General features: G+C 61.0%; 15 protein-coding genes. 7 read left to right on the top strand and 8 right to left on the bottom strand.

Annotation, left to right across the window (positions count from 1 at the left end; genetic code table 11):
- Positions 1–95 precede the first annotated feature (95 nt).
- From AC1DVH_RS05670 to pdxH, 4 genes are all read left to right on the top strand, one after another.
- Positions 96–2,498 (top strand): beta-galactosidase, encoded by a 2,403-nt coding sequence (locus AC1DVH_RS05670; protein ID WP_477752968.1) that lies wholly within the window; start codon positions 96–98, stop codon positions 2,496–2,498.
- Between the two features lie 200 nt (positions 2,499–2,698).
- Complete coding sequence (locus AC1DVH_RS05665; protein WP_477752967.1) at positions 2,699–3,844, top strand: serine hydrolase domain-containing protein; 1,146 nt, start codon at positions 2,699–2,701, stop codon at positions 3,842–3,844.
- 113 nt (positions 3,845–3,957) lie between these two features.
- Positions 3,958–4,965, top strand: coding sequence for an OmpA family protein (locus AC1DVH_RS05660; protein ID WP_477752966.1), 1,008 nt, complete (start codon positions 3,958–3,960; stop codon positions 4,963–4,965).
- Positions 4,966–4,989: 24 nt separating this feature from the next.
- On the top strand, positions 4,990–5,637 hold the full coding sequence (gene pdxH / locus AC1DVH_RS05655; protein WP_477752965.1) for a pyridoxamine 5'-phosphate oxidase: 648 nt from the start codon (positions 4,990–4,992) through the stop codon (positions 5,635–5,637).
- Between the two features lie 5 nt (positions 5,638–5,642).
- Here pdxH and AC1DVH_RS05650 read toward each other — a convergent pair whose 3' ends face one another.
- Complete coding sequence (locus AC1DVH_RS05650) at positions 5,643–5,879, bottom strand: hypothetical protein (protein ID WP_477752964.1); 237 nt, start codon at positions 5,877–5,879, stop codon at positions 5,643–5,645.
- A gap of 165 nt (positions 5,880–6,044) precedes the next feature.
- On the opposite strand from AC1DVH_RS05650, the gene AC1DVH_RS05645 reads away from it, so the two are divergent.
- Entirely contained in the window at positions 6,045–6,509 is a 465-nt protein-coding gene (locus AC1DVH_RS05645; RefSeq protein WP_111281476.1) for an outer membrane lipoprotein, read from the top strand.
- 103 nt (positions 6,510–6,612) lie between these two features.
- Here the strand turns inward: AC1DVH_RS05645 and nhaA are convergent, their stop codons facing one another.
- Positions 6,613–7,800 carry a Na+/H+ antiporter NhaA gene (nhaA, locus tag AC1DVH_RS05640; protein ID WP_477752963.1) on the bottom strand — a complete coding sequence of 396 codons (1,188 nt, stop codon included), beginning with the start codon at positions 7,798–7,800 and terminating at the stop codon, positions 6,613–6,615.
- A 247-nt stretch (positions 7,801–8,047) separates the two neighbouring features.
- Between nhaA and AC1DVH_RS05635 the strand changes: the two genes are divergently transcribed.
- Entirely contained in the window at positions 8,048–9,145 is a 1,098-nt protein-coding gene (locus AC1DVH_RS05635; RefSeq protein ID WP_477753007.1) for a PLP-dependent cysteine synthase family protein, read from the top strand.
- A 143-nt stretch (positions 9,146–9,288) separates the two neighbouring features.
- Here AC1DVH_RS05635 and AC1DVH_RS05630 read toward each other — a convergent pair whose 3' ends face one another.
- From AC1DVH_RS05630 to AC1DVH_RS05620, 3 genes are all read right to left on the bottom strand, one after another.
- Entirely contained in the window at positions 9,289–10,902 is a 1,614-nt protein-coding gene (locus AC1DVH_RS05630; protein WP_477752962.1) for an NAD(P)/FAD-dependent oxidoreductase, read from the bottom strand.
- Positions 10,903–11,009: 107 nt separating this feature from the next.
- Positions 11,010–11,678, bottom strand: a complete 669-nt coding sequence (locus AC1DVH_RS05625; RefSeq protein ID WP_477752961.1) for a COG3650 family protein — start codon at positions 11,676–11,678, stop codon at positions 11,010–11,012.
- Positions 11,679–11,788: 110 nt separating this feature from the next.
- Complete coding sequence (locus AC1DVH_RS05620; protein ID WP_477752960.1) at positions 11,789–12,385, bottom strand: short chain dehydrogenase; 597 nt, start codon at positions 12,383–12,385, stop codon at positions 11,789–11,791.
- A 106-nt stretch (positions 12,386–12,491) separates the two neighbouring features.
- Between AC1DVH_RS05620 and AC1DVH_RS05615 the strand changes: the two genes are divergently transcribed.
- Positions 12,492–13,400, top strand: a complete 909-nt coding sequence (locus AC1DVH_RS05615) for a LysR family transcriptional regulator (protein WP_477752959.1) — start codon at positions 12,492–12,494, stop codon at positions 13,398–13,400.
- Positions 13,401–13,566: 166 nt separating this feature from the next.
- Here AC1DVH_RS05615 and AC1DVH_RS05610 read toward each other — a convergent pair whose 3' ends face one another.
- From AC1DVH_RS05610 to livM, 3 genes are all read right to left on the bottom strand, one after another.
- A complete protein-coding gene (locus AC1DVH_RS05610) occupies positions 13,567–14,268 on the bottom strand; it encodes an ABC transporter ATP-binding protein (protein WP_046043979.1) in 702 nt (233 codons plus the stop codon).
- Positions 14,269–15,036 (bottom strand): high-affinity branched-chain amino acid ABC transporter ATP-binding protein LivG, encoded by a 768-nt coding sequence (gene livG / locus AC1DVH_RS05605; protein ID WP_477752958.1) that lies wholly within the window; start codon positions 15,034–15,036, stop codon positions 14,269–14,271.
- The coding region (gene livM / locus AC1DVH_RS05600; protein ID WP_477752957.1) for a high-affinity branched-chain amino acid ABC transporter permease LivM at positions 15,033–15,850 on the bottom strand (818 nt) is incomplete at its 5' end. The genes livM and livG, both read right to left, overlap by 4 nt.

Raw genomic sequence — 15,850 nt, 5'->3', positions numbered from 1 at the left:
ACACTGGTGGGTAGTTTTGCCCACCGCGTTGTCTATCTCTCTGCCATCGCTTTTCCACTGGCCCATTGAAGGTCGTTAGGGAGATTTTCGTTCTCATGATTTGCCGTTCGTTGCCTGCTGTTTTTGCCCTGCTGTTCGCAACACCGCTGTTGGCCGCTCCCGCCAGCCCGCAGACTTTGTTCAACTTTGTGCGCCCCGCCGACGTGGTCCAGGTGGCGACTCAGGACGCCAGCCTGCCGCAATCCAACGCCGAGCAAACCCCCGAGGGCGAAGTGCTGCGCCGGGTGACGTTCAACCCGGTCGCCCGGCCGACGTTGCGCCTGACCCCGCAAACCGGCGCCTGGGACTGGTCGCAGTCGGGCGTCATGAGCCTGCGGATCCAGAGCGCGATGAGCTGGGCCCTGACCCTGTACGTGACCATCCAGAGCAACGACGGCAAGACACTGGTCAGCCGCGTCGATCTGCCGGCAGGGCCTGCGCAAACCCTGTTGGTGCCTTTGCAAGCGACATCACCGCTGAACCAGGGCATGAAGTCTGGCCCGCCGATGCCGATGACTGTCGAGGGGCAGCGAGTGTTGCTGGCCAGCAGCGCCGGTGAACTGGATCGCAGCCAGGTGGTGTCGGTGAGTTTGTCGATGGACCAGCCGAAAGCCGCACAAAGCATCTTGCTGGAACGCTTTGGTGTGCAGGACGGCGAGTCAGTCACCCAAGCTGTATATGGCGGGTTGGTGGATGCTTACGGCCAGTCGACCCGAGACAAATGGCCGGAAAAAATCAGCAGCGACGAACAATTGAAAAGCGCCGCAAGCAAGGACCAGCAGCAACTGAAAACCTGGCTGGCCGAGCGTGAAAAGTCGTCCCTGGACAAGTTCGGTGGTCTAACCAAAGGCCCGTCCTTCAAGGCCAGCGGCTTTTTCCGCACCGAGAAACGCGACGGACGCTGGTATCTGGTGACGCCGGAAGGCCATCCGTTTTATTCGCTAGGGGTTAACACCGTCGCTGCAGACGTCAACCAGACTTACGTTGCCGGTCGCGAGTGGATGTTCGAATCCCTGCCCAAGGCGGACGAGGCCCTGGCCAGTCATTTCGGCGAAGGCGACAACCGTGGCGGCAACGGTGCCGATCAGGGCCGCGGCTACAATGCCGGGCGCTGGTACGACTTCTACGGCGCCAATCTGCAGCGTCTGTATGGCGATCCGTGCGTGAAGGGTAGCGATACCAAGGCCGGTGTCGCCGAAGCGGCCAAGACCGAAGCGACAGAAGCGAAAGCCGCTGAGCAAAAACCTGTCGAACCGTGCAAGGCGCTATTCGACGAGCAACGTTGGGCCAGTCACACCCTTGATCGTTTGCAGGCCTGGGGCTTCAACACCATCGGTAACTGGAGTGCGCCGGTACTGGGCAACGCTGATCGCGTGCCGTACACCTTGCCGCTATCGATCGTCGGCGACTACGCCAGCATCAGCACCGGTACCGACTGGTGGGGCGGCATGCCCGACCCGTTCGACCCGCGTTTCGCCATGGCCACCGAACGTGCCGTGGCCATCGCCGCCCGCGATCATCATGACGATCCGTGGCTGATTGGTTACTACGCTGACAACGAACTGGCCTGGGCCGGTCCCGGCGATGACCCGAAAGCCCAATATGCCTTGGCCTACGGCACTTTGAAAATGACCACCGACGTGCCGGCCAAGCGCGCGTTCCTCAAGCAACTGCGCGACAAGTACCGTAACCAGGCTGGTTTGTCGAAAGCCTGGGGCATTGATCTGCCGGCCTGGGAGCTGATGGAAGATCCGGGGTTCGTGCCGCCACTGCCAAGCGCCGAGCACCCGGAAATCGAAGCCGACTTCAAATACTTCCAGAAGGTCTTTGCCGACACTTACTTCAAGACCATCTCCGACTCGCTCAAGTGGCACGCGCCGAACCAATTGCTGCTCGGCGGCCGTTTCGCGATCAGCACGCCGGAAGCGGTGGAGTCCTGCGCCCAGTACTGCGACGTGTTGAGTTTCAACATGTACACCTTGCAACCCCAGGACGGTTACGACTTCGCCAAACTGCTCAGTCTCGACAAACCGGTGCTGATCACCGAGTTCAATTTCGGCTCGGCTGATCGTGGCCCGTTCTGGGGCGGCGTCACGCCGTTGGCGAAGGAGGAGGACCGCGGTGCGGCTTATGCCAACTTCCTCAAGCAGGCCTTGAGCGAGCCGTCGATTGTTGGCGTGCATTGGTTTCAGTACCTCGATCAACCGGTCACCGGGCGTCTGCTTGACGGTGAAAACGGTCACTTCGGGTTGGTGGGCATTACTGATCTGCCGTTCCAGGGTTTTGTCGATAGCGTGCGCAAGAGCAACCTGGCGACGGTCGAGCAATTGGGCAAAGAGGCCGAGAAGGCTACGGCCGCCGCCGACAAAGCCAGCCACGACGCCGAGGGCGGCCGCAAGGCCGAGGCCGGCAAGGGGCCGGGGAAGGGCGCTGGTGGGCATTCCGGCAAAGGTCATTAAATTCTGAGGCAGCCAAGATCGCAGCCTTCGGCAGCTCCTACAGGGGAAGTGTAAACACCTTGTAGGAGCTGCCGCAGGCTGCGATCTTTTGATTTTCATCTTGATCTTGAATTGACCGCCTAGCCCGCCCCTGTTCCAAAAACCCTCAAGGGCTGGAACAATGCGGCCCAATTTACAGAACGTTTTCCGGGGAGTTGCGGGTGCAGATTCAGGGTCATTACGAGCTTAAGTTCGAAGCGGTGCGAGAGGCGTTCGCTGCGCTGTTCGACGATCCCCAGGAGCGTGGCGCAGCGTTGTGCGTTCAGATTGGTGGCGAAACCGTCCTCGATCTGTGGGCCGGCACTGCCGACAAGGACGGGGCCGAGGCCTGGCACAGCGACACCATCGCCAACCTGTTCTCCTGCACCAAGACTTTTACCGCTGTCACCGCGCTGCAACTGGTGGCCGAAGGCAAGCTGCAACTGGATGCCCCGGTCGCGCGCTACTGGCCTGAGTTCGCCGCCGCCGGCAAAGAGTCCGTCACCCTGCGACAATTGCTCTGCCATCAGGCCGGCCTTCCGGCATTGCGCGAGTTACTGGCCCCCGAAGCCCTTTACGACTGGCAAACCATGGTCGACGCCCTGGCCGCCGAAACGCCATGGTGGACGCCGGGCGAAGGCCACGGTTACGCGGCGATCACCTATGGCTGGCTGGTCGGTGAATTGCTGCGCCGTGCCGACGGTCGTGGACCGGGGGAATCCATCGTCGCGCGGGTCGCCAAGCCGTTGGGCCTGGACTTCCATGTCGGCCTGGCCGACGAAGAGTTCCATCGCGTGGCCCACATTGCGCGGGGCAAGGGCAATGTCGGCGATGCGGCCGCCCAGCGCCTGCTGCAAGTGACCATGCGTGAGCCAACGGCCATGACGACCCGGGCGTTCACCAACCCGCCGTCGATCATGACCAGCACCAACAAACCCGAGTGGCGACGCATGCAGCAGCCGGCCGCCAATGGCCATGGCAATGCCCGCAGCCTGGCCGGCTTCTATGCAGGCCTGCTCGATGGCCGCTTGCTGGAAAGCGAGATGCTCGATGAACTGACCCGCGAGCACAGCCTCGGCGAGGACAAGACTTTACTGACCCAGACCCGTTTTGGCCTGGGCTGCATGCTCGATCAACCGGACGTTGCCAATGCCACCTTCGGCCTTGGCCCGCGTGCGTTTGGTCATCCGGGTGCCGGCGGTTCCATCGGTTTTGCCGACCCGGAGCACGATGTGGCTTTCGGATTTGTGACAAATACCCTGGGGCCGTACGTCTTGATGGACCCGCGCGCCCAAAAGCTGGTGCGGGTTCTGGCCACTTGTCTGTAAAAACGACTATCGGGTGTCAGGGCTGGAACCCGATAGCCATTCCAGTTTCAAACCGTCTGCTTCTACCGGCCAATCTGGCCTGATTTTTTTGACTTCATTTTTGTGGATATCCAATGTCATCCAATAAAACCCTCGCCTTGGCCCTGTGCTTTGCTATTACCGGTTGCGCACAGACTCCACAGAAAGATGCGACGGCGCCTGTCGCCAAGACTGAAAGCGGCAGCCACTGGTACTGGCCGTTCGGCTCCGACGACAGCACCGGCAAGCCCGTGGCCAAGCCGGAGGTGAAACCTGCAGTCAAGCCCGTTGCGGTGGCCAAGGCCGAAACCGATAGCGGCAGCAAGTGGTGGTGGCCGTTCGGCGGCAGCAAGCAGAGCGCCGCCAAAGCTGTGCCGATGCCAGATCCAAAAGTCACCCAGGCCTGGCTTGACGACTACGAACCGCGTCTGCGCGAGGCGGTCAAGGGCAGCAACATGCAACTCGAGCGCCGCGAAAACGTGCTGGTGGTGACGACGCCGGTCGAAGGCTCGTTCAACCCTGATCGTCCGGCCATGCTGCTGCCGGTCACACTCGGTCCGTTTACCCGCATTGCCAAAATCCTTGAAGCCGATCCACAGACCGCGGTCCTGATTCTCGGCCACAGCGATACGTCCGGTGCGGCGTCTGCCAACGTCAAGCTGAGCCAGGAACGTGCCCAGGCCGTCGCGGCGATTTTCCGTCTCAGTGGTTTGCAGCGTGATCGCCTGATGCTGCGTGGCCTGGGCGGTGATGCGCCGCGCGCCGCCAACGACAGCGCGGAAGGGCGTGCGTTGAACCGCCGCGTGGAGCTGCTGGTGACCCCGCAAAACACCATGGTCGCACTGCTGAGCAAGTACAACATGCCGGCGCCGGCCCCTGTGACCAAGGTCACTGCCGCTGACGTCAAGCCGGTCGCCAAGCCTGTGACACCGGCCCCGGCTGCGAAAAAAGCGACCGTCCCGACCACGAAAAAAGCGCCAGCGAAAAAAGCACCGGCCAAGAAATCACCTGCGAAAACCGCAACGCCGGCGAAAAAGACCACGCCAGCCAAAGCCTCCGCGGCTGACAAGAAAGGCGCCGCCACCGATACTGCAAAGCAGTGATTCGTTAACCAAAAGGAATGCGCCATGACCCAGGGCCTGGCTGATATGCGTCGTGACTACACCCGTGATGGCCTGACCGAGGCACAAGCCCCGGCCGAGCCGTTTGCGCTGTTCCACCAGTGGTTCGCCGACGCGGTGAAAACCGAGCAGGCGCCGGTGGAAGCCAACGCCATGACCCTGGCCACCGTCGACCAGGACGGTCGACCGCACTGTCGCATTCTGTTGCTCAAGGGCCTGGACGAACAGGGCTTCACCTTTTTTACCAACTACGACAGCGCCAAGGGCCAGCACCTGGCCGCGAATCCGTTCGCGGCCATGACGTTTTTCTGGCCGGCGCTGGAGCGCCAGGTGCGCATCGAAGGGCGGGTGGTGAAGGTCACGCCTGAGGAGTCCGACGCCTATTATCAGGTCCGTCCGCTGGGCAGTCGCCTGGGGGCCTGGGCATCGCCGCAGAGCCGTGTGATCGCCGATCGTGGCGAGCTCGAAACGCTGCTCAAGGACACCGAGCACCGTTTCAGCGACACCCAGCCGCATTGCCCTGAACACTGGGGCGGTTATCGCCTGCTGCCGGAGCGCATTGAATTCTGGCAGGGCCGCCCAAGCCGCCTGCATGACCGCCTCAATTACCGCCAGCAGGGCTCCGGCTGGATTCTTGAACGTCTGGCCCCCTGAGCAGTTTACCTACCGGGATAGCCTGCCGCAGCGGCCTCTAGCCACTTCGGCAGGTCTCGACGCTTGATCTTCTGCACCTGAGCGCTCGCCAACTGTTCGAGCATGAAGGCTTTTTTCTGCTCGTCCTTGCCCGCCAGCGCTAGCGCCAGGTCGCGGTCCATCCAGCGTTTGATCCGTACGTACAACCACCCGTGGAAGTACAGACCAGCGACGGTAGTAACGAAAATGATAAAGTAGTCCATGAAAATCCTTGGCCAGTGGGGCAGTTTTCCGATTTTGCCGCTACTGTGTGAGTTCGTGGAGGCGCCTTAACGGAGCCTGAATCAAACCAATTTTACCCGGGCGGTGCCGTGACAGGCGTCAAGCTGCGGAGTTTAATGAATATCTGTTTCTTTGGAGTTGATGCTATGCGTAAGTCTGTTCTGCTGGTTGCTTCCTTTTCCACGATGGCGATGTTGCTCACTGGTTGCCAATCGAACCTGACCGGTGACTCCTACTCCCGTGACGAGGCGCGTCGTGTGCAGACCGTTCGCATGGGCACCATCGAAGCATTGCGTCCGGTGAAAATCGAAGGCACCAAAACCCCGATCGGCGGCGCTGCAGGCGCAGTGGTCGGCGGCGTTGGCGGTAGCTCCATCGGTGGYGGCAAAGGCAGCGTCGTTGCTGCCGTCATCGGTGCTGTGGCCGGCGGTCTGCTCGGTTCGGCCGCTGAAGAAGGCCTGACCCGCACCCAGGGCGTGGAAATCACCGTGCGCGAAGACGATGGCAGCATGCGCGCCTACGTTCAGGAAGTTCAGCCGAACGAGGTGTTCCGTGTTGGCGAGCGTGTGCGCATCGCCAGTGTGAATGGCACCAGCCGCGTTTCGCACTAAGCGCAAACACCGGATAAACAAAAAACCCGATCAGGTGACTGATCGGGTTTTTTGTTTTTGGCTGAGGTGAGTCTTGATTGGCGCCAGGCGTTATCGCGGTTTATCAGTATGCCAGGCTGGAGTTCTTGCGGCTCGCCATCGCCGTCACCCCATAACCGATCAGCGCGGCCAGAATCGAACCGGTCAGGATCCCCATGCGATCCATCCCGGCGAAATCACTCACGCCCGGCTCAAAGGCCAGCGAGCCGACAAACAGGCTCATGGTGAAGCCGATGCCGCAGAGAATCGCCACGCCCAATATCTGGCCCCAATTGGCGCCTTGGGGCAGAGCGGCGATACCGGTTTTCACGGCCAGCCAGGTCAGGCCGAAGACACCGACGGTCTTGCCCAGCAACAGCCCGATGGCGATGCCCATGGGGACGTGGTGAGTGAAGCTTTCGACGGTGACACCGCTCAGGGACAGGCCGGCATTGGCAAACGCGAACAGCGGCAGAATGCCGTAGGCGACCCACGGGTGCAGGGCGTGTTCCAGGGTCAGCAATGGCGAGGGCTCGGCATTTTTTGTGCTCAGCGGAATGCAGAAAGCCAGGGTTACACCGGCCAGGGTGGCGTGGACACCGCTCTTGAGCACGCAGACCCAGAGAATCAAGCCAATGATCATGTAGGGCCCGAGCTTGACCACGCCGAGCCGGTTCATCCCGATCAGCGCGGCAATACAGGCCGCGGCCAGCGCCAGGGACAGGGTCGACAGCGCACCGGAATAGAAGATCGCAATGATGATGATCGCGCCGAGGTCGTCGATGATCGCCAGGGTCATCAGGAACAGTTTCAGCGAGACCGGAACGCGTTTGCCCAGCAGCGCCAACACGCCAAGGGCGAAGGCGATGTCGGTAGCGGTCGGGATTGCCCAGCCGTTGAGGGCCGGTGGCGTGTCGCGATTGAGGTACCAGTAGATCAGCGCCGGCACTACCATGCCACCAATCGCCGCCGCGCCAGGCAGGACGATTTGCGACGGTTTGGACAACTGGCCGTCGAGGACTTCGCGCTTCACTTCCAGGCCAATCAGCAGGAAAAACAGCGCCATCAGGCCGTCGTTGATCCACAGCAGCAACGGCTTGGCGATTTTAAGCGCGCCGATCTGTGCCACCACGGGGGTGTCCAGCAGGCCGTTGTACAGCCACGACAGCGGCGAGTTGTTGATGATTAGAGCCAGAACGGCAGCGGCGATCAGTAACAGACCGCTGGCAGCTTCCAACTGAAAGAAACGCGTGAAAGTGCTACGCAGAGGCAAGGTCGCTCTCCATCCGTGAATTCAAAAGGTGTTACACCCTAACAAGTACTGTTAGTTGTTAAAACAAAAGTTATATTCTTTTTTGTTATATGCCGTTACAGAGTGAACCGCCAGTACCGAGCAGAGCCTAGCAGTTGCCGGGCGTATTGGACCTCAGCTGTACCTGTGCTGGATGTAGGTTTTTTCCTAAGCTTGTTGGATGAGCCTCGATAAAAGGCCGACTCCTGCCCGATTCAACGAGAAAACCATCATGAGCGACAACCGACAGTGGTCCCGCGAAGCGATCCGGATCATCGAAGCCGATTTCCAGCGCAGCGCCGACACCCACTTGATCCCCTTGCCGCTGCCGGGTTTTCCAGGCATCGAGTTGTACTTCAAGGATGAATCCAGCCACCCCACGGGCAGTCTCAAGCACCGACTGGCCCGTTCGCTGTTCCTGTACGCGCTGTGTAATGGCTGGCTCAAGCCAGGAGCGCCGGTCATTGAGGCTTCCAGCGGTTCCACGGCGATTTCCGAAGCGTATTTCGCGCGCATGCTGGGCTTGCCGTTCATTGCGGTGATGCCGGCGACTACCTCGAAAGAAAAGATCGCGCAAATCGCCTTCTATGGCGGCCAAAGCCACCTGGTGGACGATCCGACCCAGATCTACGCCGAGTCTGAACGACTGGCCCGCGAACACGACGGGCACTTCATTGACCAGTTCACCTACGCCGAGCGCGCCACCGACTGGCGGGCGAACAACAACATTGCCGAGTCGATCTTTCATCAGATGCGTTTCGAGCAGCATCCCGAGCCGAGCTGGCTGATTTCCAGTCCCGGTACCGGGGGCACCACGGCCACCCTGGGCCGATACGTGCGTTATCGCCAGTATTGCACCCGCGTGCTGTGTGCCGATGCCGAGCGTTCGGTGTTCTTCGATTACTACCAGACCGGCGATGCCAGCCTGCGACTGGACCACGGCTCGCGGATCGAAGGTATCGGCCGGCCGCGTGTGGAGGCGTCGTTTCTGCCCAAGGTGATCGACGCGATGGTCAAGGTGCCGGATGCCTTGTCACTGGCGGCCATGCACTACCTGGCGGAGCGTTTGGGACGCCATGTGGGCGGGTCGAGCGGGACCAACCTGATCGGCGCGCTGATGGCCGCTCAGCACATGAAGGCGCAGGGGGAGACGGGGTCGATGGTGGCGATTCTGTGTGACAGCGGCGAGCGCTACGCCACAACCTATTACGATCAGGATTGGCTCAAGGCTCAGGGGTATGAGTTGAGCGGGTTGATTGCTGCGGTGGCGGCGACAGTGGAGCGGGGTGAGCCGCTGCCGGCGTCGGTACTGCGCGCCAATATCTGAGATCTTTCAGACACTGAGTACCAATGTGGGAGCGAGCTTGCTCGCGATGGCGGATTAACATTCAACTCTTGTGCTGACTGATTGGCCGCTATCGCGAGCAAGCTCGCTCCCACAGGGTTTTGCATTGTTTCCGGGATCGGGTATCAGGCTTCCAGGCCGAGAATATCCCGAGCCACAGCCTCGGCAATGCGAATCCCGTCAACACCCGCCGACAGAATCCCGCCCGCATAACCGGCACCCTCACCGGCCGGGAACAAGCCTTTCACGTTCAGGCTCTGCATCGATTCGTTGCGGGTAATACGCAGCGGTGAGGATGTGCGGGTCTCGATCCCGGTCAGCACCGCGTCGTGCAGCGAATAACCACGAATCTGCTTCTCGAACGCCGGCAGGGCTTCGCGAATCGCTTCGATGGCGAACGCCGGCAGTGCCAACGCCAGGTCACCCAGGGCTACGCCCGGCTTGTAGGACGGCTCGACGCTGCCCAGTTCGGTGGATGGTTTTCCCGCGATAAAATCGCCGACCAGTTGCGCCGGGGCTTCGTAGTTGCTGCCGCCCAGCACAAAGGCGTGGGATTCCAGGCGCTCCTGCAGCTCGATACCGGCCAGCGGGCCGCCCGGGTAATCGACTTCCGGGGTGATGCCAACGACGATACCGGAGTTGGCATTGCGCTCGTTACGCGAGTACTGGCTCATGCCGTTGGTGACCACGCGGTTCGGCTCGGAAGTCGCTGCCACCACAGTGCCGCCCGGGCACATGCAGAAGCTGTAGACCGAGCGGCCGTTCTTGGCGTGGTGCACCAGTTTGTAGTCGGCGGCGCCCAGTTTCGGGTGGCCGGCGTACTTGCCCAGGCGCGCACGGTCGATCAGAGACTGCGGGTGTTCGATGCGGAAACCCACCGAGAACGGCTTGGCTTCCATGAACACACCACGGCCGTGGAGCATGCGGAAAGTGTCGCGGGCGCTGTGGCCAAGGGCCAGGATCACGTGTTTCGAATGAATYTGTTCGCCGCCATTGAGTTCGACGCCGACCAGTTGTCCGTCTTCGATCAGCACGTCGGTGACACGCTGCTGGAAGCGCACTTCACCGCCCAGGGCGCGAATCTGCTCCCGCATGTTTTCCACCACGCCGGTCAGACGGAACGTACCGATGTGCGGCTTGCTGACGTAGAGGATTTCTTCCGGGGCACCGGCCTTGACGAATTCGTGCAGGACTTTACGACCGAGGAATTTCGGGTCCTTGATCTGGCTGTAGAGCTTGCCGTCGGAGAATGTCCCTGCGCCGCCTTCACCGAACTGCACGTTGGATTCCGGGTTGAGCACGCTTTTGCGCCACAGGCCCCAAGTGTCCTTGGTGCGCTGGCGTACTTCGGTGCCGCGTTCGAGGATGATCGGCTTGAAGCCCATTTGCGCCAGCAGCAGCCCGGCGAAAATCCCGCACGGGCCGAAGCCGACGACGATCGGCCGCGCGCTCAGGTCGGCCGGTGCCTGGCCTACCGCTTTGTAGCTGACATCAGGCGCCACGTTGACGTTACGGTCATCGGCAAACTTGTGCAGGACCAAAGCCTCATCGCGAACTTCAAGGTCGATGGTGTAGATGAAGCACAGCTCGGAGGACTTTTTTCGCGCATCGTAGCTGCGCTTGAACAAGGTGAAATCGAGCAGGTCATCGCTGGCAAGCCCTAAGCGCTGCACGATGGCAGGGCGCAGGTCTTCTTCGGGATGGTCGATCGGCAACTTGAGTTCGGTGATTCGTAACATGGCAGGATCCGGTTCGCGGGGCGCACAACTGCGCCAGGGCGTTTGAAGCCCGCGATTATAAGCCCCAAAGGCAATGCCCAGTGAGGCAAAAACCGCCTCTCGTCGAATCAGTCGTCGCGCGAGCCGCCGAAATACCCGCATCCACGCTGGACCTGGCCGTCAACGCGCAGCTCGGCACTCATGTGCTGGATGCTGCCGGTGCTGCTGTCGACGCAACGTTGCGGCGCAACCCACAGTTCGATGTGTTGGTTATTGGCTTCGGTGCTGAGGTTGAAACGGCCATCGCCCAGTTGCTCTTCCACGTAGGGCACGGCGAGGGGAGGCTGGCCGGCGCGGTCAATGACCATGCCTTTGCCGCTGACCTTGACGTTCCATTCCGGCGTATGGCCGGCGGCGCGCAGGATCAGCAGTTTGAAGTTCGGATCGTCGCACGCGGTGCCTGAGCGCTCGACACGGTACAACTGCTCCAGATCGACCTGGCCGTCACCACCGCTGCCGGCCACAACCCGCCCACGCACGTCGGCAAACAGTTTGCCCTGCTTGTCCGCCAGGTTTGCCGCCTGCTGCAGGACGCTGGTACCACCCGTGTCGTTGACCACATAGCGGTTTGCCTGGTTGCACGGCTGGAACAGCAGCTTGCCGTCCGCCGCGGTCAGCTGGCCTTGCATGCGTGTCTGGCCGACGTGGGAGTCGCTCTGCCGTTCACCCTCGAACAACTGGCAAGCGGCGAACAGCGGAAGCAGGGCAACGAGGACTAGGGAACGGGCAACACGCATCTTGGGGTCTCCTGACAAGTGTCGCCACGTTACTCAGGCTGACCGTTCATCACAACCCGTTATTGCCTCCACTATGTACAGGCACTGTCACAACCTGTGTGCTTCGGTCTTCAGATGTGAAAGGTCTGACCGGTCTGCAACCCTTCCACGCTCTTGGCGTAGGCCAATGCAACATCCGCTGCAGGAACCGGCTTGAAGCCACGGAAGTACGGCGCGTATTTGCCCATGGCTTCCACCAGCACGTTCGGACTGATCGAATTCACCCGCAGACCGCGCGGCAGTTCGATGGCGGCGGCGCGGACGAAGCTGTCCAACGCTCCGTTGACCAAGGCTGCCGACGCGCCGCTGTAAATCGGATCGTGACTGAGCACGCCAGTGGTGAAGGTGAACGATGCGCCGTCATTGGCGAACTCGCGGCCGATCAACAGCAGGTTGACCTGGCCCATGAGTTTATCTTTCAGGCCCAGGGTAAAGCTCTCCTCGGTCATCTCATTGAGCGGTGCGAAGGTCACGTTGCCGGCGGCACACACCAGTGCATCGAATTTGCCGGTCTGCTCGAACAGTTTGCGAATCGAGGTGCTGTCGCTGATGTCCACCTGAAAATCGCCGCTGTTACGGCCAATCCGGATGATTTCATGGCGTTGCGACAGTTCCTTGTCGACTGCCGAACCGATGGTGCCGTTTGCGCCGATCAAAAGAATTTTCATGGGGGCTGATCCTCGTATGGGTTGAACGCGGTATCAGTTTAGGGTGGTTTTTTCCGTAGATAAGCGCACTAATAGGCAACCTTTGGTTTTCAAATGGAAACAATCCATGAGCGAGATGGATGACCTGGCCGCGTTCGCCGTATTGATCGAAGCGGGAAGTTTCACCCTGGCGGCGCAGCAGCTCGGTTGCAGCAAAGGCCAGCTGTCCAAGCGCATCAGCCAGCTAGAAGCGCAGTTTTCCGTGGTGCTGTTGCAACGTACCACCCGCCGCTTGAGCCTGACCGCCGCCGGTGCTGCGTTGTTGCCCCAGGCACAGGCGCTGGTGGTGCAAGTCGAGCGGGCGCGTCAGGCCCTGGCGCGTCTGAAGGACGACATGGCCGGTCCGGTGCGGATGACGGTGCCGGTGTCGCTCGGGGAAACCTTCTTCGATGGGTTGTTGCTGGAGTTCTCCGCCAAATACCCTCAGGTGCAGATTGAGCTGGAGCTCAACAACAGCTACCGCGAACTGTCCCGCGACGGCTTCGATCTGGCGATTCGTTCTGACGTGGCGATTGACCAGCGACTGGTGGCGCGTCCGTTGCTGGCGTGGCAAGAACTGACCTGTGCCAGTCCGGCTTATCTGGAACAATACGGTGAGCCGCAAACGCCCCAGGCGCTGGCCGAACATCGCTGCCTGCTCAACAGCCATTACAGCGGCCGCGAAGAATGGCTGTATCACCAGCAGCATGAATTGTTGCGGGTGCGGGTGTCGGGGCCGTTCGCCAGCAACCACTACAACCTGTTGAAGAAAGCCGCACTGGTCGGTGYCGGTATTGCGCGCCTGCCGTCCTACTGTTTGCCAACGGAGCTGGCGGACGGGCGTTTGCGATGGCTGCTGCGCGATTATCAGACCCGCAGCATGCCGATGTATCTGGTGCATCCGTATCAGGGCGGTTTGCCCAAGCGCACGCAGGTACTGGCGGATTATTTGATCGGGTGGTTCAAGCGCAGTGGGGAGGTGCTGGATCGGTTGTAATGACCCCCAGTAGGAGCGAGCTTGCTCGCGAAGAACGTATAGACACCACGTTCATCCAGCCAGCCACCGTCATCGTTAACGTCCATCGCGAGCTCGCTCCTACAAGGGGTCTCATGGCGGGCATAAAAAAACGGCCCGAAGGCCGTTTTCTGTTTACCGCAATGGCTCAACCGCCGAGGTACGCTTCGCGCACTTTCGGGTCGGTCAGCAGTGCTTCGCCGGTGCCTTGCATCACCACCCGGCCGTTCTCCAGCACGTAGGCGCGGTCAGCGATTTTCAGCGCCTGGTTGGCGTTCTGCTCGACCAGGAACACCGTCACACCGTCCTTGCGCAGCTGTTCGATGATGTCGAAGATCTGCTGGATGATGATCGGTGCCAGGCCCAGGGAAGGCTCGTCGAGCAGCAACAGCTTGGGCTTGCTCATCAGCGCACGGCCGATGGCGAGCATTTGCTGTTCGCCACCGGACATGGTGCCGCCACGCTGGGCGAAGCGTTCTTTCAGGCGTGGGAAAAGTCCGAGGACCTTGTCCATCTGTTCCTGATAATCGCCCTTGTCGGTGAAGAAACCACCCATGGAGAGGTTTTCTTCCACGGTCAGGCGGGAAAACACCCGACGACCTTCCGGTACCACGGCGATGCTCTTGCGCATGATCTGCGAGGAGTCCTGACCGACCAGTTCCTCACCCATGTAGCGGATGCTGCCGCTGTGGGCCTGCGGCGAACCRCAGAGCGTCATCAGCAGGGTCGACTTGCCGGCACCGTTGGCGCCGATCAGGGTCACGATCTCGCCCTGACGGACTTCGACGTTGACGCTGTGCAGGGCCTGGATCTTGCCGTAGAAGGTGGAAACGTTTTCGAACTGCAGCATTTACGCTTCCCCCAGGTAGGCTTTGATCACTTCAGGATTGTCGCGGATCTGTTCCGGCGTGCCGTTGGCCAGGGGGGTGCCCTGGTTGATCACGACGATGTGGTCGGAAATGCTCATGACCAGTTTCATGTCGTGTTCGATCAGCAGCACGGTGACGTTGTGCTCCTCACGCAGCACACTGATCAGCGCCTTGAGGTCTTCGGTTTCCTTTGGGTTCAGGCCGGCGGCCGGTTCGTCGAGCATGAGGATCCGCGGACGGGTCATCATGCAGCGGGCGATTTCCAGGCGACGTTGCTGACCGTAGGCCAGGGTGCCGGCCGGACGGTTGGCGAACTCCTTGAGGTGAACCTTTTCCAGCCAGTACTCGGCGTACTCCATGGCCTCGCGTTCGCTTCTGCGAAATGACGGAGTCTTGAACAGGCCGGACAGGAAGTTGGTGTTCAAGTGACGGTGCTGGGCGATCAAGAGGTTCTCGACCGCGGTCATGTCCTTGAACAGCCGCACGTTCTGGAAAGTACGCACCACGCCCTTGAGGGCGATCTTGTGGCCGGGCAGGCSCTCGATGGCCTCGCCGTCCAGCAGGATGCTGCCGCCGCTCGGCTTGTAGAAGCCGGTCAGGCAGTTGAACACGGTGGTCTTGCCGGCGCCGTTGGGGCCGATCAGTGCCACGACCTGCTTTTCCTTCACGCTCAGGGCTACGCCGTTGACCGCCAGCAAACCGCCGAAGCGCATGCTCAGATTTTCTACTTTAAGGATCTCGCGGCTCATTTACGCAGCTCCATGTGAGGACGTTGCATGGGCAGCAGACCTTGAGGACGCCAGATCATCATCAGCACCATCAAGGCACCGAACATCAACATGCGGTATTCGCTGAAGTCACGCATCAGCTCGGGCAACAGAATCATTACGACGGCCGCGAGGACCACGCCCAATTGCGAGCCCATGCCGCCCAGCACCACGATGGCGAGGATGGTGGCCGATTCGATGAAGGTAAATGACTCCGGCGTCACCAGACCCTGACGTGCAGCGAAGAAGCTACCGGCAAATCCGGCGAAGCAGGCGCCCAGGGTGAAGGCCGACAGCTTGATCACGGTCGGGTTCAGGCCCAAGGCACGGCAGGCGATTTCGTCTTCACGCAAGGCTTCCCAGGCACGGCCGATCGGCATACGCAGCAGACGGTTGATCACGAACAGCGCGAACAGCGCCAGCAACAGCGCCACCAGGTAGAGGAATACCACCTTGCTGACCGGGTTGTAAGTCAGGCCGAAGTACTCGTGGAAGGTCTGCATGCCTTCGGCGGCCGTTCTATCGAAGCTCAGACCGAACAGCGACGGTTTGGGGATGTTGCTGATGCCGTTCGGTCCGCCCGTGAGGTCTGTCAGGTTACGCAGGAACAGACGGATGATCTCACCGAAGCCCAGGGTCACGATCGCCAGATAGTCACCGCGCAGACGCAGCACCGGGAAGCCCAGCAGGAAGCCGAACGTCGCAGACATCAGTCCGGCGATGGGCAGGCAGATCCAGAAGCTCAGGCCGTAGTAGTGCGACAGCAGCGCATAGCTGTAGGCGCCCACCGCGTAGA

It is taken from the genome of Pseudomonas sp. P4_C3, assembly GCF_056402075.1.
The sequence above is the reverse complement of the archived record's forward strand: the minus strand, read 5'-3'. Positions and strand labels throughout refer to the sequence as shown.